At 53.8% G+C, this 18,813-nt stretch carries 13 protein-coding genes; 7 read left to right on the forward strand and 6 right to left on the reverse strand.

The window, feature by feature from the left end; translation table 11 throughout:
• The first annotated feature begins 768 nt into the window (after nucleotides 1-768).
• The 5 genes from dppA to dppF all read left to right on the forward strand — a co-directional run bounded on the left by dppA (nucleotide 769) and on the right by dppF (nucleotide 6,503).
• Nucleotides 769-2,376, forward strand: coding sequence for a dipeptide ABC transporter periplasmic-binding protein DppA (gene dppA / locus ACL2XF_RS21520; RefSeq protein ID WP_410016688.1), 1,608 nt, complete (start codon nucleotides 769-771; stop codon nucleotides 2,374-2,376).
• A 195-nt stretch (nucleotides 2,377-2,571) separates the two neighbouring features.
• Nucleotides 2,572-3,591, forward strand: coding sequence for a dipeptide ABC transporter permease DppB (dppB, locus tag ACL2XF_RS21525; protein ID WP_410013011.1), 1,020 nt, complete (start codon nucleotides 2,572-2,574; stop codon nucleotides 3,589-3,591).
• An 11-nt stretch (nucleotides 3,592-3,602) separates the two neighbouring features.
• Entirely contained in the window at nucleotides 3,603-4,505 is a 903-nt protein-coding gene (dppC, locus tag ACL2XF_RS21530; RefSeq protein ID WP_410013012.1) for a dipeptide ABC transporter permease DppC, read from the forward strand.
• Between the two features lie 10 nt (nucleotides 4,506-4,515).
• The gene (gene dppD / locus ACL2XF_RS21535) at nucleotides 4,516-5,496 is read left to right on the forward strand and encodes a dipeptide ABC transporter ATP-binding protein (RefSeq protein ID WP_413727508.1); all 981 of its coding nucleotides are present in this window, start codon (nucleotides 4,516-4,518) and stop codon (nucleotides 5,494-5,496) included.
• Complete coding sequence (gene dppF, locus ACL2XF_RS21540; protein ID WP_410013014.1) at nucleotides 5,493-6,503, forward strand: dipeptide ABC transporter ATP-binding subunit DppF; 1,011 nt, start codon at nucleotides 5,493-5,495, stop codon at nucleotides 6,501-6,503. The genes dppD and dppF overlap by 4 nt, the downstream gene beginning before the upstream one ends.
• Before the next feature lie 854 nt (nucleotides 6,504-7,357).
• On the opposite strand, the gene ACL2XF_RS21545 is transcribed toward dppF, so the two are convergent.
• Both ACL2XF_RS21545 and ACL2XF_RS21550 read right to left on the reverse strand, forming a co-directional pair.
• Nucleotides 7,358-7,879 carry a hypothetical protein gene (locus ACL2XF_RS21545; RefSeq protein WP_410013015.1) on the reverse strand — a complete coding sequence of 174 codons (522 nt, stop codon included), beginning with the start codon at nucleotides 7,877-7,879 and terminating at the stop codon, nucleotides 7,358-7,360.
• A 23-nt stretch (nucleotides 7,880-7,902) separates the two neighbouring features.
• On the reverse strand, nucleotides 7,903-8,556 hold the full coding sequence (locus tag ACL2XF_RS21550) for a S24 family peptidase (RefSeq protein WP_410013016.1): 654 nt from the start codon (nucleotides 8,554-8,556) through the stop codon (nucleotides 7,903-7,905).
• 360 nt (nucleotides 8,557-8,916) lie between these two features.
• On the opposite strand from ACL2XF_RS21550, the gene ACL2XF_RS21555 reads away from it, so the two are divergent.
• The gene (locus tag ACL2XF_RS21555) at nucleotides 8,917-9,552 is read left to right on the forward strand and encodes a hypothetical protein (protein WP_410013017.1); all 636 of its coding nucleotides are present in this window, start codon (nucleotides 8,917-8,919) and stop codon (nucleotides 9,550-9,552) included.
• Between the two features lie 464 nt (nucleotides 9,553-10,016).
• On the forward strand, nucleotides 10,017-10,733 hold the full coding sequence (locus ACL2XF_RS21560; RefSeq protein ID WP_410013018.1) for a VUT family protein: 717 nt from the start codon (nucleotides 10,017-10,019) through the stop codon (nucleotides 10,731-10,733).
• 61 nt (nucleotides 10,734-10,794) lie between these two features.
• Here ACL2XF_RS21560 and ACL2XF_RS21565 read toward each other — a convergent pair whose 3' ends face one another.
• From ACL2XF_RS21565 to bcsB, 4 genes are read right to left on the reverse strand one after another with little or no spacing between them, the layout of a single operon-like run.
• Nucleotides 10,795-11,796, reverse strand: a complete 1,002-nt coding sequence (locus ACL2XF_RS21565; protein ID WP_410013019.1) for a glycosyl hydrolase family 8 — start codon at nucleotides 11,794-11,796, stop codon at nucleotides 10,795-10,797.
• A 14-nt stretch (nucleotides 11,797-11,810) separates the two neighbouring features.
• Nucleotides 11,811-12,290 carry a cellulose biosynthesis protein BcsD gene (bcsD, locus tag ACL2XF_RS21570; protein WP_410013020.1) on the reverse strand — a complete coding sequence of 160 codons (480 nt, stop codon included), beginning with the start codon at nucleotides 12,288-12,290 and terminating at the stop codon, nucleotides 11,811-11,813.
• A gap of 2 nt (nucleotides 12,291-12,292) precedes the next feature.
• On the reverse strand, nucleotides 12,293-16,228 hold the full coding sequence (locus ACL2XF_RS21575) for a cellulose synthase subunit BcsC-related outer membrane protein (protein ID WP_413727509.1): 3,936 nt from the start codon (nucleotides 16,226-16,228) through the stop codon (nucleotides 12,293-12,295).
• Between the two features lie 49 nt (nucleotides 16,229-16,277).
• On the reverse strand, nucleotides 16,278-18,806 hold the full coding sequence (bcsB, locus tag ACL2XF_RS21580; RefSeq protein ID WP_413721674.1) for a cellulose biosynthesis cyclic di-GMP-binding regulatory protein BcsB: 2,529 nt from the start codon (nucleotides 18,804-18,806) through the stop codon (nucleotides 16,278-16,280).
• Nucleotides 18,807-18,813 lie beyond the last annotated feature (7 nt).

An 18,813-nucleotide genomic window follows, 5' to 3' on the forward strand; every position in this document is an offset into this window, starting at 1 on the left:
TTTGATCTTATCGCGATTTATAGCCGATAAAGCGGTTTGTTGCATTGCGCCTCATTTTATTACGCCCCCCGATAAAACGTCCTGCGGAGTCAATACTGCAGAGAGCGATTAGCGTTAAAAATAAGCATAATTATCAGTACATTACAAAGTTATCCTTATTTCCGGCGTCAATAAACAAGGTTTTCTTATGGTCGGTCATAACCTTTGTTTATGGCTGATGGATAGCGCGCAGATAGTATGGCAGACTGGACGGAAAGGTTGTCGATATGGTCATCAAGGCGAACCAATGTCAGCATTTTTACCTGCTTTCATCCGGAAATTCTGAAATAACAGTTCATATATTCGCCACACGATCAAATTTTTTTTTAGTTTTTAAATAGTATGTATGACTGCTTACTCATTGTCATAAAGTGAATTACTTCACAGTTTAGCTATATTGACTGGCGATCGTGCTTCATTTTTGGCCAAACACCTGTGGATTGTTTTCGTTTGCTGCGTCTCACAAAATGTGTAAATCCCTACGGGTTATATTGACGTATTGGCAAACAGTTGCCAAATTGGGAGCCTCGGAATTCAGGAGGGGCAATGGATTGTTTGAATGGTCCCACGCATTCAACGCGTCGGGGGGTGCTGCCTCATGGGCATCCCGGCATATATTCCCTTCTTTGGTTCTGATGCCGCAAGGCGCACTGCACAGACCGCAGCATTAAAAAAAACAGCGTCTGGCCGTACAACACACAACATCACATCACACAATGGAGCAGAATGATGACAATTTCCTTGACCAAATCAGGGATACTGAAGGTCGGCATTAGCCTGGCGGCATTAGCCGTGGCGGCCAGCGTTCAGGCAAAGACTCTGGTATATTGTTCAGAGGGCTCGCCTGAAGGGTTCAACCCGCAGTTATTCACGTCCGGCACCAGTTTTGATGCCAGTTCCGTGCCGATCTACAATCGTCTGGTCGATTTCAAGCTGGGCACCACGGAAGTGATTCCGAGCCTGGCCGAAAAGTGGGAAGTCAGCGCCGACGGCAAAACCTATACTTTCCATCTGCGTAAAGGCGTGAAGTGGCAGGAAAGCAAGGATTTCAAACCGACCCGCGATTTCAACGCAGACGACGTGATCTTCTCCTTTATGCGGCAGAAAGACGCCAATCATCCTTACCATAAAGTCTCCGGCGGCAATTACGAGTACTTTGACGGCATGGGCATGGGCGATTTGATCGCCAGCGTGGAAAAAGTCGACGACTACACCGTGCGCTTCAACCTGACCCGCGAGGAATCGCCATTCCTGGCCGACCTGGCCATGGACTTCGCCTCCATCATGTCCGCCCAGTATGCCGATCTGATGCAAAAAGCGGGCACGCCGGAAAAAATCGATCTTAACCCGATCGGTACCGGCCCCTTCCAACTGCTGCAGTACCAGAAAGATTCCCGCATCCTGTACAAAGCGTTTGAAAACTATTGGGGCACCAAGCCGAAAATCGACCGCCTGGTGTTCTCCATTACGCCGGACGCGTCCGTACGTTATGCCAAGCTGCAGAAAAACGAATGCCAGATCATGCCGTATCCTAATCCGGCCGACATCGCGCGCATGAAAGAAGACAAAACCATCAACCTGATGGAACAGCCGGGCCTGAACGTGGGCTACCTGGCGTTTAACGTCGAGAAAAAACCGCTGGATAACCTGAAGGTTCGCCAGGCGCTGATCACCGCGGTAAACAAATCCGCCATCATCGACGCGGTATACCAGGGCGCGGGCCAGCCGGCGAAAAACCTGATTCCGCCGACCATGTGGAGCTATAACGACGCGGTGCAGGATTACGCTTACGATCCGGCCAAAGCGAAAGAACTGCTGAAGGAAGCGGGCTTGCCGGAGGGTTTCTCCATCGATTTGTGGGCTATGCCGGTACAGCGTCCCTACAACCCGAACGCCAGGCGCATGGCGGAAATGATTCAGTCCGACTGGGCTAAAATCGGCGTTAAGGCCAAGATCGTCAGCTACGAATGGGGCGAATACCTCAAACGCGCCAAGGCCGGCGAGCATCAGTCTGTTATGATGGGCTGGACCGGGGACAATGGGGATCCGGATAACTTCTTCGCCACCCTGTTCAGCTGCGATGCGGCAAAAGACGGCTCCAACTACTCAAGGTGGTGCTACAAGCCGTTTGAAGACCTGATCCAGCCGGCGCGCAGCACGTCCGATCATGCGAAACGCGTGGATCTGTACAAACAGGCCCAGGTGGTCATGCACGATCAGGCGCCCGCGCTTATCGTTGCCCATTCCACGGTATACGAGCCTGTGCGTAAGGAAGTGAAAGGGTATGTGGTCGATCCACTGGGTAAACATCATTTCGAGAACGTATCTTTAGACTAAAGGTCAATTAACCCCCCATATCCCTAAAGGGAGCTTCCCCCACCCATGCGGGGAAGCGGGAGTGTTCCCCGGTGCCGCACCGGGGAAGGAATCGCGCCAGCGAGGCCAGGGGGGAATCCTGAAGATGTGAGCTTTGATAACCCGGGCGCGTAATGCGCCCGGGTAAACTATCTACAGAAACAGAGAGTTCGGAATATGTTGCAGTTCATACTCCGACGTTTGGGACTCGTAATCCCGACGTTTATTGGTATTACCTTGCTGACGTTTGCGTTTGTCCATTTGATTCCCGGCGATCCGGTGCTGATCATGGCGGGTGAACGCGGAATGTCCCCCGAGCGCCACGCAGAGATGATGGCGGCGCTGGGCCTGGATAAACCCTTATTTCAGCAATATGTTCATTATGTCGTCGGCATTATGCACGGTGACCTGGGCATTTCGCTTAAAAGCCGCATCCCCGTTTGGCAGGAATTCGTGCCGCGTTTCCAGGCAACCCTGGAACTGGGTGTTTGCGCAATGATTTTTGCCGTGCTGGTCGGTATCCCGGCCGGGGTGCTGGCGGCGGTCAAACGTGGTTCGCTGTTTGATCATACCGCCGTCAGTATTTCGCTGGCCGGCTATTCGATGCCTATTTTCTGGTGGGGCATGATGCTCATCATGCTGGTGTCGGTGCACTTTAACCTCACCCCGGTGTCCGGGAGGGTGGGCGACACGGTCTTCCTGGACGACAGCATGCCGCTTACCGGCTTTATGCTGATCGATACCCTGATTTGGGGCCAGCCGGGGGATTTTAAAGACGCCGTGATGCATATGGTGCTGCCGGCCATCGTGCTTGGCACTATCCCGCTGGCGGTGATTGTGCGCATGACCCGTTCGGCGATGCTGGAAGTGCTGAGCGAGGATTATATCCGCACCGCCCGCGCCAAAGGCCTGAGCCGCATGCGCGTCATTATTGTCCATGCCCTGCGCAACGCCCTGTTGCCGGTGGTGACGGTTATCGGGCTGCAGGTCGGCACCCTGTTGGCGGGCGCTATCCTGACGGAAACGATTTTCTCCTGGCCGGGCCTGGGCCGCTGGCTGGTCGAGGCCTTGCAGCGCCGTGATTATCCGGTGGTACAGGGCGGGGTGTTATTGGTGGCGATCCTGATTATTGTGGTGAACCTGCTGGTGGACGTGCTGTATGGCGTGGTTAACCCGCGTATTCGCCACAAGAAATAGGGGAATGGAAAATGACTGAAATCTCTGAGCCGGTAATAACCGGCGCACCGAAGCCCATGACCCCGCTCCAGGAGTTCTGGCACTATTTTAAACGCAACAAGGGCGCGGTCATCGGCCTGGGCTATATCGTCCTGATGTTCGTCGTCGCCATCGGCGCCGGGGTCATCGCGCCCCATGGCCCGGCGGAGCAATTCCGCGAGGCCCTGCTGCGCCCGCCGGTGTGGATGGAGGGCGGCAGCTGGCAGTTTATCCTGGGCACCGATGACGTCGGGCGCGATATCATGACCCGCCTGATGTACGGCGCGCGCCTTTCGCTACTGGTCGGTTGCCTGGTGGTGGTCCTGTCGCTGATATTCGGCGTGATATTCGGGCTGTTGTCCGGTTATATCGGCGGATTGGTGGACGTGGTCATCATGCGCGTGGTGGATATCATGCTGGCGCTGCCCAGCCTGCTGCTGGCGCTGGTGCTGGTGGCCATCTTCGGCCCCTCCATCGTCAACGCCTCGCTGGCGCTGACGTTCGTCGCCCTGCCGCATTACGTGCGCCTGACGCGCGCGGCGGTGCTGGGCGAGGTGAACCGCGACTATGTGACCGCCTCGGGCGTGGCCGGCGCCGGACCCCTGCGCCAGATGTTTATCAACATCCTTCCCAACTGCCTGGCACCCTTGATCGTGCAGGCGTCGCTGGGCTTCTCCAATGCCATCCTTGACATGGCCGCGTTGGGCTTCCTGGGCATGGGCGCGCAGCCGCCGACACCGGAGTGGGGCACCATGCTCTCCGATGTGCTGCAGTTTGCGCAGAGTGCCTGGTGGGTGGTGACCTTCCCGGGGGTCATTATCCTGCTCACCGTGTTAGCCTTTAATTTGATGGGGGACGGACTGCGTGACGCGCTCGACCCCAAACTCAAGCAGTAACGAGGAAGCAATGGCGTTATTAACCATAGATAAATTATCGGTGCAATTCGGTGATGAAGGAACACCGTTTCGTGCCGTCGACCGCATCAGCTACCAGGTGGAACAGGGCCAGGTCGTGGGCATTGTCGGTGAGTCCGGCTCCGGCAAGTCCGTCAGCTCGCTGGCCATTATGGGCCTGATTGATTTTCCCGGCCGCGTCATGGCGGAAAACCTGGTATTCAACGGCCGGGATTTGCAGAAAATCTCCAACAGCGAGCGCCGTCAGCTGATTGGCGCCGACATCGCCATGATTTTCCAGGACCCGATGACCAGCCTTAACCCTTGTTACACCGTAGGCTACCAGATTATGGAAGCCATCAAGGTGCACCAGGGCGGCAACCGCAGGACCCGGCGCCAGCGCGCCATCGATCTGCTGACCCTGGTGGGCATTCCCGCGCCGGCATCCAGGCTGGATGTCTATCCGCACCAGCTGTCCGGCGGCATGAGCCAGCGCGTGATGATCGCCATGGCGATTGCCTGCCGTCCCAAGCTGCTGATTGCCGATGAGCCCACCACCGCGCTGGATGTGACCATCCAGGCGCAGATCATCGAGCTGCTGCTGGATTTGCAGCAGCGGGAAAATATGGCGCTGGTGCTGATTACCCATGACCTGGCGCTGGTGGCGGAAGCCGCGCATCATATTATCGTCATGTACGCCGGCCAGGTGGTGGAAACCGGCAAAGCGACGGAAATCTTCCGCGCGCCGCGCCACCCCTATACCCAGGCGCTGCTGCGCTCCCTGCCGGAATTTGCCACCGACAAGGCCAGGCTGGCCTCGCTGCCGGGCATGGTGCCAGGCAAATACGATCGCCCCACCGGCTGCCTGCTGAACCCGCGCTGTCCCTATGCCACCGATTACTGCCGCCAGGTAGAACCGGAGCTGCGGGATTTGCCGGATCGTCAGTCTAAATGTCACTATCCGCTGGATGATGCGGGGAGACCCACCCGATGAGCGAGACTATTTACGATCCGCAGGCAACCGCCTTGCTGCACGCGGTGGATTTAAAGAAATACTACCCGGTGAAAAAAGGGTTGTTCGGCAAGGAGGTCATGGTCAAGGCCCTGGACGGGGTATCCTTTACCCTGGAGCGCGGCAAGACGCTGGCGGTGGTGGGCGAATCCGGCTGCGGCAAGTCCACCCTCGGCCGTCTGCTGACCATGATTGAAACGCCCACCGGCGGGCAGTTGCATTACCTGGGCCAGGATCTGCTGAAACCTGATGTGACCGCCGCGCACCTGCGGCGCCAGAAGATCCAAATCGTGTTCCAGAACCCGTACGGCTCGCTGAACCCGCGCAAGAAGGTGGGGCAAATCCTCGAGGAGCCGCTGCAAATCAATACCTCGCTCAACCGCGCCGAACGGCGTGAGAAAGCGCTGGCGATGATGGCGAAGGTGGGGCTGCGCACCGAATACTATGATCGTTATCCGCATATGTTTTCCGGCGGCCAGCGCCAGCGTATCGCCATTGCCCGCGGGCTGATGCTCGACCCCGACGTGGTCATCGCCGATGAGCCTGTATCGGCCCTGGACGTATCGGTGCGCGCCCAGGTACTGAACCTGATGATGGACCTGCAGCAGGATATGGGGCTGTCGTATGTGTTTATTTCCCATGACCTGTCGGTGGTGGAGCACATTGCCGACGAAGTGATGGTGATGTACCTGGGCCGCTGCGTGGAGAAGGGCAGCAAAGAGGCGATTTTCAGTAATCCGCGCCATCCCTATACCCAGGCGCTGCTGTCGGCCACACCCAGGCTGAACCCGGATCTGCGCCGCGAACGCATCAAGCTGACCGGCGAGCTGCCAAGCCCGCTGAACCCGCCCCCGGGATGCGCCTTTAGCGCCCGCTGCCGCCGCCGTTTCGGTACCTGTACCGAACTGCAGCCGCAGCTTAAGCGCTACGGCGACCAGCTGGTGGCCTGCTTTGCCGTCGATCAGGACGAGGCGCAGGGCATTCGCTGAGTTTGATAACAAGACCGTGCCTGCGGGCATGATGGGATTTTTCCTGCCTATCATGACCGCTTCAAACGTATGTACAATTATGCCTTCGTACCCTTATTACCTCAGTGTCATCCTAACCTGATGACCGGTTACGCCAACAGTCCATAATAGATTTTTGTTATTGTTTATTCTCAGATATATGCGTTTTCGTTATGCACATAAACGTGCGCACAGTGAAACGATGAAACCGACCTTCTTAAATACGAAAGCCCAGCCATTAAACTAGCAAATGCTAAAAATTGTATCACTATTAATCTGATCAAAGCTGTGACAGAAGAGGCAAGAGATAGATAACAATTTTTCAAACATGTTTGAGGGCGAGTTTGCCGCCACCGCGAAGGCAAAAAAAAGGCAGCAGAATCAAGAAAACAATAAAGCGCGGGCCCAAGTTTTTAAAATGTTTTCAGGATGTAGGAAATTCTACTGATGATGATCATTATGGCTTGATTTGAAGGTATTATCTATGTGTCTGCCACATCCGTTTTTAAGGCGAATATAATGAATTATCTCTCAAAAAAGGAGAACAATTTTGCCACAGTATTTCTTCCTGCGTCGATGCCCAATCAATCGTATCTTGCTAGTCGTGAGGATCTTGATGCGATAATTCGCTGGGGATAAGCTGTTTTTAAAATCGGCGTCGAGCCGATGTATTCCTGCAGAACTTACTACGAAACGAGATCTAGACGAAACACCGGTTAAAGACATAGATATTTGGCAGCAAAGCAGACATACAGGGTATGAACATTGGTAAATATCATCCGGTGGAGGTGGGACCATGACTTCTGTCCCACAGTTTAGATGTTGATGCTGCCTACTTACTCCATAGGCTTAAAGTTGTAAATATTATCTGTGTTCGTTTTAGCTGGTTTAAGCTTTCTACTATCGCTGACATCTTTTAGAGCAAGAGAAACCCTTCGGCCTTTATTAAAACCGGTCGCATACATAATTTCACAAAGATCTTTCGAGTGAAAGTTCTGAAAAACATCAATATTTTTATGTATGTACTCGCCTGAAAAACAAACTTCCTGATCCAGTGCTTTCAGCTTATAGTTATTGCCAATTGTCATTTCAGTTATGTAATAAGCTTCGTAATCTTTTTGTATTTTAGATTCAATTAGGCTTATTTCAATTAGGTTGTTAGGGTTAATGATATGTAGTAAGTTTTCACTTTTTTTTATATCCTCGAATGTTAAACTAATATATTCATGACTACCAAATTCTTTAAACATGTATTTGGATTTATAGGGGATCCTGGATTTTATTACTTCACTTAAAGTTAATTGATACTGAGGGGTAAAAACTGCCTTAACCCATTTTATAACTAAACGCCAATGCATTAATCACCTCAGAATATTTAATATCAAGAAAAATATTTAATGGTTTTGATTATAATACCAACTATAGAATAAGATTTATATGCCGAAGGGACTAAATCCTGATCTATCGATACCGCAGTGAACAAATAACCTGTATCTTCAATAAATACACGTCTAAAACAAGGAGTGCAATTGTTTATTTTTACTAAAACAATATCTCCGTCATGGGGTGTGTTATCTTTTTTTACTATGCAAATTGTTCCGCTAGAGAATTGTGGGTATAGAGAATCATTATTTATATTAATAGCAAAACAATCATTATTTCCAAATACACATAATTCTGTAGTATAAGTATCATATGTATCCAACACGTTATCCAAAAATATATTTAATTCATTAAGTTTTATTAATGGCAGTGTTTTAATTTTTTTATGACTTATTGCCTGCCTTTCTATATTAATGTCTGTGAACTCGCTTAGGCTAACTTCAAAAAATTGAGCCAACGCGACAATCGTTGCGAGCGTAGGATTTCCGATACCTCGCCGCATACTATTGATAGTTGCTGTGCCAAGACCGGTTAAGGTGCTTAATTCTGTACTGTCAACATTTCTTGTTGACATCAAATAAACCAAATTTTTCCCAATAGTAAGAAGTGCTTCATGCTCACCATTTTGATTTTTTAAGTCAATTTTATGCATTATATTGTCTCTGTGATGATATATTGAAAAAAATACAGTATATTGTCACTCAGAACTAAAAACGAGTAATTTATGTCCGTTAGATATTGCTCTATTGTTTATTTTCCTAGTGGTTAGAATAATTAATATTAAGCTGAGTTATATAGATATTTAAATATATTTTATTCAAAATGATTGTCTATCAAAGTATATTTTTCCCTTGAAAATCACATGCTAGTTTACATTGACACAATCACCATATAACGAAGGAGACATAAAATTAATTTTTTCGATTATCTTCTCTCAAAAAAAGTTGAGTTTTCCCGTACACCGGGCGGATTAATCATAATCAACGATACCCTTGACCTTAGCGATAGTGGTGTGACTCATCTACCTGAATATTTAATTGTCATGGGATCATTGATTTTAAAAGGTTGTGCTATTAATAAGCTACCCAATAAACTCAAGGTTTATGATAATCTTGACGCTAAAGATACGAAGGTTCGGATATTACCAATAGACATAGAGGTTGGACAATCTATCTTCATGGAAAACACTAATATTGAAGCCCTACCTGATGATTTTCATTGTAATGATTCATTAGATCTTGAAAATACGCCTATCGATAAACTGCCCACAAACCTACGTGTAAATGGGTATTTAAATATAAAAGGAACCTTGATTACTGAATTAAGAGATGATTTATTGATAGGGGGCCCTCTACTTGTTGATTTAGAAAATCTGCAAAATCATTTTGCTTGGCGTAGTGTAGATACTGCGGCCTTAGCTTTTGAAGCAGAACACAATCATAAGCCTAAAAGTGCCATGCTTTTATCGCAAAGGTTAGATAATTGCTCTCAGATTTTTTTTGCAGTATGGGTATCCAGAACAATCAGGATTTCATTCTTGGATTTTTATGGGACAATGGAGCAATTCGTGGCTATTCATGATTCAGAGATAATTAAAGAAATTATGTTTGAATGTGTACAAGAATTAGACGAAAAGATAAAAAAATAAGTATATCGAATATAATTATTATAGCAGATATTCTCCTCCGGTACTTCGGCAATATACTGAGAGGAGAAACTGAATTTTTACTCTAATTTCCAGATTAATATTGATGTTAAATTTTAAAAAAATAGTACTTTTCATCTTTTATAACTTTAAGCTATTCGTTAATAGTGATATTTTAAAATATTTCTGACATTATAGGTACACTTTAATAATTAACCAGGAAGAAATAATTTCTAATAATAAATATGCTATATTTTTCAATTTGTATAAAAAGTAAATTATTCAATTAAACGAAGTAATAAAAAAGCATGACTTATTGAAATTTTGAAATTAAGATTATGACCTGTTCGCTCTAAATGTTAAAACTATTAAAGCACTACTAAAAAGTCTAAAGGCCTTAAAGATGAAGATCTTTTCCAATACAAGTATGTACACGTTAACAGACGATAATTTTTAAAAGGGATTTTATGAATACAGATTACAAGCTATACGGTTTATTTGTCGGATTAACTGTTACCATCATGGTGATGTGCGACACATTGATGTTTAAGGTATTTAATTTAGGCGACTTTAGAATTACCGCTAGCGGCATTATATTTTCATTATTTTATTTATTATCAACTATTTCCACGGAAGTTTATGGTTATAAATTAGGGGGGCGTACGGTTTGGATTGTGGTTTTATGCCAAACAATATATGTTTTTTTAATAAATATATGTGCAGTTATTCAAGTTGATTCGAATGCCTATTCCCAGCACTATTATGGCCTCTACAATGACTTTTGGCGGGTAACCGTTGCGACCTGGGTCTCGATGCCGGCATCTTATTTTTGCAATAGCTTTTTAATATCCAAGCTTAAAGTGTATTTCAACGGCCGCTTTTTCATCATCCGCTATACCTTATCCGCCATGATGGCCCAGGCGGTATTGCTGATTACCGATTATCCAATCAGTTTATCATCTAAATATTCATTTTATGAATTAGTTAATATCATATCTACTACGTGGTGCTATAAAGTGGTTATGTCAATTATACTTTTACCCGTTGGCATTTACATCGTACACAAAATTAAAAAGATTGAAAAAACGGACTATTACGACTGGGGAATCTCTTATAATCCGTTAACTGTATTCAAGGGGACCAATGATGATGTTAAGAGGAATAAATTCGATGATAAAGGGTAACATTTTTTATGCATGTGGCCCTGTCGAGGGCCGCACGCGACTGCACTTGTAGTTCGGGTAATTATTTCAGCGACCAGTACGTCAGCATCCGCAGGCTGGCGGAATAGTAGTCTTCCTGCGGCTGGATATTGTCATTGACCTGCGCGCCGTTGCCCATGATGGCGTCACGAATGGCCAGCATGCCCGGCGATAGCATGAAATCGGCCTTGGCGCCGGTCAGCACATCGACCCAGGCGGGAGTGGCCAGCCGGTCGAACTGGCGCCAGTAGGCGACGTACGGCCCAAGCGCCAGGCTGTTGCGCTGCGCCCAGTTGATATACAGCGGTATGCGCACCGCGTCAAAGCTAAAGCGCGACGGCCAGCGATCGGAAGGCGTCAAGGAGCCATCCGCCCGCAGGGTGACCCAATCGGTGGGCAGCCGGGGGTCGCCAAAGCGCATCAGCCCCAGGATTTTAAGGGAATCGGCGGTTAAATCGTTCCAGATCTTCAAATGGCCGGCCTGGTAAAACGCCTGCCAGGCGGGGAAGATAAAGTATGACGGATTGAGCGTCACCGAGCTGGTCTGGTTAAAGCCCGACGCCCCCGGCAACAGCAGGTTGAAGCCGGCGAACTTAATCACATTGTGTTTGATTATCGCCGCCTGCAGCGCGTTCGACGCCGCGGTATAGTTCGGCAGTTTCCACTTGTCCCCGGCCTGGAGCAGCGCCCAGGCGATCAGGGTGTCGCCGTCGGAGGCATTGTTGATGTCGGCCACCGGCGGGGTAGCGGCGGGATCGTAGCGCCAGGAGTACAGGCCGATGTCTTTACGGTACAGATGCTGGTTGGTCCAATTCAACAGGGTATCGAAGGCGGCGCGGTCGTTATAGTTTACCGCCAGCAGCATGGCGTAGCCCTGCCCCTCGGTATGGCTGACATTGTGGTTGCCGGTATCGATAATGCGGCCTTCCGGCAGCATATAGCGGCTTTTATAATGTTGCCAGCCGGCGCTGTCGGCCTGCGCCGCGCCCGTCAGCAGGGCGAAAAACATAGCGAGCAGCAGCGGCAAATGGCGGGCAAATTTCATAACGCTTCAATCCCTTAAATAGTGTTTTGATAACTAAAAGTCATTATGCCTTCCGCGCTGTCCTGCTGCCAACGCAGCGCGACATGAGGCTGTCCGCCCTGGGCTAATATCCATTCAGCATAGGCGCCTTCCAGGATCGCCGCCAGCCCGGCGGTCCACTCCTCCGGCTCAGCGCCCGTAGCCGCGGGAGGAACGGCATGATGTATCAACGTGAGATGGGTTTCACCCGGCTGCAGCCGCACAAAGCCCCAATTGAATTCCGACCAGAGCCGGTTAAAGCCATCTTCCAGATCCCCGACCGTTTCGGCATGGGGTAAAGGAAAGCGCCCGGCCAGTTGGCTACCCATCAGGTTAAGGAACTGGCGGCGATCTTCGTCGCCGGCATTGGCGGCGATGCCGGAGATCATGATATCGAGCAGATCCTGCCAGCCGGGCTGATATTGCCGCCGGCGGAAGTAAACCAGCTCGGACGTTGCGTCAGATATATCCTGCATACTTATTTACCACCCAATAAATATTTAAAGTACACCAGCGCGGTGCTCTCGGAGTAGTCGCCAAAGGTGTCGTAGCCCACCTGCCCGCCCACGGACATATTGGGATTGATTTTATAGCTGCCGTTGGCGTGCACATTATAGCTGACGCCGTTTTCATTACGGGCGTCGTAATAGGCCGAATCGACATATCCGCCGGCCACCAGTGATTCCAGGGCGGTTTGCAGCGCCGGATTATTCGGATAGTAGGCGCTTTTATCCTGTGAATAGGACTGATAGCCCACCGAGCCGCCCAGCGTCAGGTCCCAGTCGTCATACTTTTGGGTGTAATCCACCGGCAGCGAGACGCTGATATAGTTTTGCGGACTGAAATAGCCTCCCTGGCCGTAGCTGTAATAGCTGAGGTTTTTATCATAATCCATAAAGGTAATGTTAATACCGGTCTTCACCTCGCTATGGTCCTCGCGTAGCGGGCGGACATAAAATCCCGCCGATGAGGTGATGCCGGTATTGCCGGGTATATTGTCGCCCTGGTAACTGTAACCACCGACGCCGGCATACAGGCCCGCGTCGCCGTCGTCGTAGGAGTATTGGACGCCGCCGCCGTTTTTGGTGACCTGCCCCCATTTTTTACCGCTAATCTTATCCCGCGTGCCCACGTAGGAAAGCAGGCTGTCGGTGACCGCGCGCCGTTCGGCGGTAAAGATAAGCTTACTGAAGGTGGTCAGGCTGGGGGACCATTGAAGACCGCCCACCAGTGAGCTCAGATCCTCGCCCAGAGGCGTGGTGCCGACATCGGCCTTGTAGCTGTCGCCGCTGAGCGCCAGGTTGACCTCCACGCCGGAGGCCTGCTGCGAACCGGAGGAATCGGCGGCGTAATCGCCGGGATTGACGGTGGAGGCGGCATCCGCGGTCGAGGACGTGGTGGTGGTGGTGCTGCTCTGGGTGCCGTCGGAGTTGGTGGTGGTGGACGTGGTGGTGGTCGACGTGGTGGCGCCGGCGGCGGCGGTGGCGTTATTGGTGGCGTTTTCTACCATGCGTCCCTGCTGCAGCGCGCCGGTGCCGAAACGGTTGCTGACCGTGCCGCTGGTGGAGCCGGAATTTAACGAAACCGGCGTGACCGATAGTTTCAGCCGCGAGCTGTCGAACGGCACGCCGGAGAGCACCAGCGGCGCCTTGATTTCCGTCAGGCCGCTCAGGCCGCTTTCGCCGTCGCGGCTGCGGATCCCCACATCGCCTTCCACCCAGGTGGCGGTTTTTTGCTGTTCCTGATCAAGCAACTGATTGATTTGTTTAAGCGTACGGTCTTCCGGCGTTTCGGCGCTGGCGGTTGCCAGCGTCAAGCCGGTCAGCGGCAGCGGCGCCGGGCTATCGGAGCGCTGCCACGGCAATATGGTGCCGTAGGCGGAAGCGGTGCGCGGCGCGGCCGCGGCCACGGTTTTATTAACGAAGGGATTGTCGGCGGTTTCCAGCCCACCGACAACCGGCGCGCCGCCGGGGCCGGCGGTATTCAGGCCGATGACCCGGCCTTTGGCGGAGCGCAGCAGGGCGATGGCCTGCTCATGATCCCCCGCCGCTTCCGCAATGCGCGCCTCGAGCACCATGCGATCTACCGAACGCGGTCCCTGCATGCCGGCCACCAGCCGTTTGGCGCGGGCGATATCGCCCTGGGCCAGGGCCGCGTTGGCGGCGCCTTCGCGGGCGCCTTCGTTTTGCGGTTCGCGCACCAGCACATAATCATAGACCCGCGCCGCCTGTTCGTTCATTTTGCCGGACTGGTAAAGACGCGCCATGGCCAGCATCAGATCGACGTTTTGCGGATCGCTTTGCATCGCCACGATGAGCTTATCGTAGGCCGCCGCGTATTGTCCGCGTTCGCGCAGTTCATCCGCCTGGTTAATCACCGAGCCCTGGCGAATGCGGCTCAGTTCGGCCGGCGTGCTGCTGGCCACGATGCGCGGATTATTCATCCAGGCCTCCGCCTCCGCGGTCAGGCCGGCCTGGTTGAGCACGCCGACCTGGGCCGCATAATCACCGGCATTGCCGTTAACGCCGGCGCGCATATTATTACGTACCAGCGCCACCGCGGCGGCGCTGTCGCCCAGGGTCATCAGATCCTGCGCCAGTTTGCCCACATCTGCCGGCGCGGCGGGTGGCGTTTGCGCCAGGGCGCGCAAGGTGTTTAACGCCGCCGTGCGGTTGCCCTCCTGGATATAACGTTCGGCGCCCGCCATCTGCTGGTTAAAGTTTACCCGCACGGCCAGATCGCGCATGGCGCGGTTGCGCCGGCTGTCGGGAATATAGGCCAGCAGCTGCGCCGCGGCGGCCCAGCGCTGAGTTTCGCTGGCGAACAGGGCGGCGGCGTAAAGGTTGTCCGCCGGCGCGCCGCGCTGGCCGGCGGCGGCCATCAAGGCCTGGGCCTGCGCGCTGTCTCCCTGCTTTTGCAGGATGCGCGCCATATCCAGGCGCACCCAGATATTGGACGGTTGTTTTTCCAGCGCCTGCTGCAGCAAATTCAATGCCCGCTGCGGATCGTTGGCTTGCATTGCCTGCGCGGCCTGGCGGCGCAACGGCTCGACGTTGACGCCGCCCGCCGCCACCTGCGGGCGCTTATCCGCCGGTATTGTTTCCAGCACCTGCTGCGCGTCGGCGGTCTTATTGGCCTGGCGCAGGGTATAGTAGAGTCCCAGCTTGGTATCGGTATTCTGCGGATCGCTCGACAGCGCGGTGCGATAGGCTTGCTCCGCGCCGGCCAGGTCGCCCCTGCGGCGCAAGACGTCGGCGCGGAACAGCTCCGCCGAGACGCCTTTGCTGCCTTCCGCCTGCGCCAGCGGCTCGCTGAGCGCCAGCGCCGCGTTCAGGTCGCCGGACGAGACGGCGCCTTTGGCTTTGTTCAGTTCGCCGTAAAAATGCGCGTCCTTGGCCAGCGCCGCCCATTGGGCGCTGTTCGGACCGCCTTGCTTCATTGCCTGGTTAAGGTAGTTTTCCGCCGCGCTGAAATCACCGCCGCGCATAGCGATATAACCCAGCCCGGCCAAGGCGTCGCCGTCGTTGGGGTTGGTGGTCAGCACCGCCTCGAACCGGCTGCGCGCCGCCGTAAGATCGCCGCTGTTCAGGGCTGAATAGCCCTGTCCCTTTTCAGCGCCGCCCACGCTTTCCTGAAAATGGCGTAATACCGCGCCGTCGCTGGGGTGGCGTTGCATATAATCGTCATAGACGGTTTTATCCCCGGGCTGCGGCGCCATCCAGATGAGCGCCTGGCGCAGGGCGTTGTCCGCCGCCTTGTTATTGGCCGCCATCGGCGCCAGCAGCCCGACGCCTTCGCGACGGGTGTTTTCGTCATAGGTCAGGATCCTGCCCAGCGCCATCCTGGCGGCCGTATCGGACGGCTGCTGGCTGACGCGGCTGCGCAGGCCGGCGATAGCGTCCGGGCGCGAGGCCGGAACGCCTGCCAGGGTTTCGTAATACTCTACCGCCAGGCTGTCCAGCGGCTGGTTGCCCTGGAACAGGGTGCGGTAGCTTTCGATGGCGCGCGCCGTGTTGCCCTGCGCCGCCAGTTGGCGCGCATTGGCTAATTGGGTCGGCGAGATGGTTTGCAGTACGCTGGCGCTGTCGAGGTTCTGCAGGCGCGCGTCGCCTGGCGAGGCATTGACCAGCCGCTGGCGCCATTTCTGGGCCTCGGCCTTTTGTCCGTCGCGTAACGCGTAGAGCGAGAGCAGATACAGGGCATCGGCGTTATTTTCATCCACCGCCAGGATTTTCTGTAACGATTCCTGGGCCAAATCGTTATGGGCTTTTTCGTGCCAATAGGCTGCCTGCTGCAGCAACGCGTTAATGGCCGGGCTATTATCCGCTGCCTGCGCCAGGGCGGAAAACAGCGACAGGCCCGCCAGGCCGGCGACATACAGCGTTTTTAAGTCTTTTTTTATTTGCCGTTTCATTTTCTTTTACCCATATGGCCCAGTCAGGCAACGCATCTTATCGATACGGTTATTTGTTCGCGCTATTGGCCAGGCGTTTAGCCGCATGCCGCGCCAGCAGAACGTAAATACAACTTCCTATCAGTACCGCGAACACCAGGCCGCTTAAGGAAAGGAAAATAATATGCTGATTGGCGTACCAGATTATCATCATGTACCAGGGCATCTCCCCGCTGGGGAACTGGCTGCCCACGGTAAAACTTTTTACGCCGTTTTCCGCATTGATCACCGCTATATCGCCGCGAACGCCGGCATTAATGGCCGGTACCTGTAAATCAGCGTTAATATGCGACAACTGATCGCTGTCGGTGGCCGTGGCCAGTACCACTACCCGTTTGCCGGCCCAGGGCGAGGCGAAACTCAGGAATCCCCGCCAGGCGTCGGTGGAGGCCAGATAACGGTCCGCTTCCACGCCCTGACGGAAAAAACGCCCGGTAAAATAGCCTTTCAGGCGGGCGGTAAGCGTTTCTTCCTTGACCGACAGCAGGCCGTTGCGCATTTCATACGGCGAACCGGCCAGCAAATCGCGCACCAGATCGGTCTGCTTAAGCGAGGCGAAGGCGAGAATATCCTTATCCGCCAGGGGAATGCCGCCGGCGGCATGGTCTTGCAGGCCCAGGCGTACATCCACATGATTGAGGGCGATGCCGGTGGCATTGCCGGCGCGGGCGGCCATCGCCAGCAGCGTGGCGATTTCACCGGCCTCCGGTTTGGCGGGCAGCAGCATCACCGTTTGGGAGAAATCCGCCAGCCGGCTAAAGGGAAATGACGCGCCGACGTAATAGGACAGGTTGGGCAATAGCGTAAAATGGTGCGTCCGGCTCAGGTCGATGGTTGAGTCCGGGTCGATGCGGCTTTTGATATTATTGCTGGTCAGCAGGCTGCAGGGCGCGTCGGCCTTAGGCTTCAGGGCGAAATAAAATTCCATTTGGTTATCGCCGTAAATCAGATAAGGCGCCAGCTGCAGGGTAAAGGTTTCCTGGCGGGTATCGCCGCCCAGCTTGCGCCAGGCGGTTTCCACCAGCCCGTGCTTATTGACCGGTAAACTGTGCAGGAAGGTGCCGTTAAGCGTAATGCTCAATTGCGACGAATCTTCGTCTATCCAGTTTTCGGTCGGAAAGCGGTAATCAATTTTTACCGGGATGAAATCGCCATCCCACATAAACAGATCCGGGGCGGCGCGAAAGCCGATGCGTATGCCGTCGTGATACAGGCCGTTGGCGGTCAGCGATTCCGGGTTTTGCGCCAGATCCTTCAGATAGACCGGCTTGGTGGTGTCAATCCAGCGCGGCGCGTCGTAGGGCTGGCGTAACGGGATAGTCTGGTTCTGCACCTGGATGACATCCTGCCTGGCCGGCAGCGGCGACGAAATCAGGCGATAGGCGGCCTGGCGCATTTCATTACCGTTGCGCCCCACCACCAGCAACAGCTTATACACCGGATTGAGCGGATTATCGATCATCTGCAGCGTGGGGCCGGTTACCTGCGGCAGGGTGATATCGGCGATTTTATCGCCGGGCTGGCCGAACAGGATGCCGTTTTGCGCCGGCAGCTCGTTCAGGTGCACCGGGAATTCCATATTACGGTAGCTGGACAGCAGGCCAAAATAGGACGCCAGCATGCTGGCGGCCGCCACCGCGTCGGATTTGACCGTCTGGCCGAAGATAAACGCCACCGACGAGCCCTTCATCGACAACGGATCGTAAAACGGGCGCGGGAAATGGCTTAAGTCGCGGCCGATATCCAGTATCTGGCTGCTCAACTGCAAATGGCTGGTGGGCAGGACGGTCACCCAATATTTATCCGACAGATCCCGCTCGCACGTCAGGGTATTGTCGTCATTCACGCTAAAGCTAAGGTTGTTGTTACTGACGATCATTGCCGCCGGAATATCCAGCTCATAGACATTATCCGTGGCGCTGGCCTGGCTAAGCGCCACATTGCCCAGTTCCTGGCCATTGAGCATCAGGCGCAGGCTGGTGTCCCGCGCGGCCAGGGCCGGGGAGACTTTCAGCGCCAGGTATAGCCGGGCGGTGGTCGCCACCTGATCGCGGGGCAGGGTAAACACAATGCCGGACTGGAGCTGGCCGCCGCTCAGCGTGAGGCCGTTCGGCTGGCCCATGCCGGCAACACTGATAGTGTCATCGTTGAGGGGGGTCACCTGCGCCAGTTGGCTATCGACGCCCTGGCCCGGCGCGGCGGCCTGCGGCGCTACGCTTATTACCGGCGGGGGAAAATCCATCGGCAGGCCGCCGGCAGGTGTGCCGACGGCGCTTGCGGTTGGTGGCGCGCTGCCATCGGCCGGCGCGCCGGCGCCGGTTGCCGCCGGGTCGGCGGCCGGGGATTGGCGCGTATCGTCAGCGGACTGGGCGCCCGCGCCGTCAGTATCCTGCGCCGCCGGAAGCGGCGGCAGGTGATAAACCGGCGCGGCCTGCGGATCGGCGGCAAAGGCCGCCCCGACGCATGCCGTGGCGCCGAGGCCGCCCAAGGCGGCGATCAGTAATACACAATGGGCTATCTTCCTGATACGAAATGGCATGCAATTT

The organism is Sodalis sp. RH19, assembly GCF_047324215.1.
In the GTDB taxonomy this organism is placed as follows: Bacteria; Pseudomonadota; Gammaproteobacteria; order Enterobacterales; family Enterobacteriaceae; genus Acerihabitans.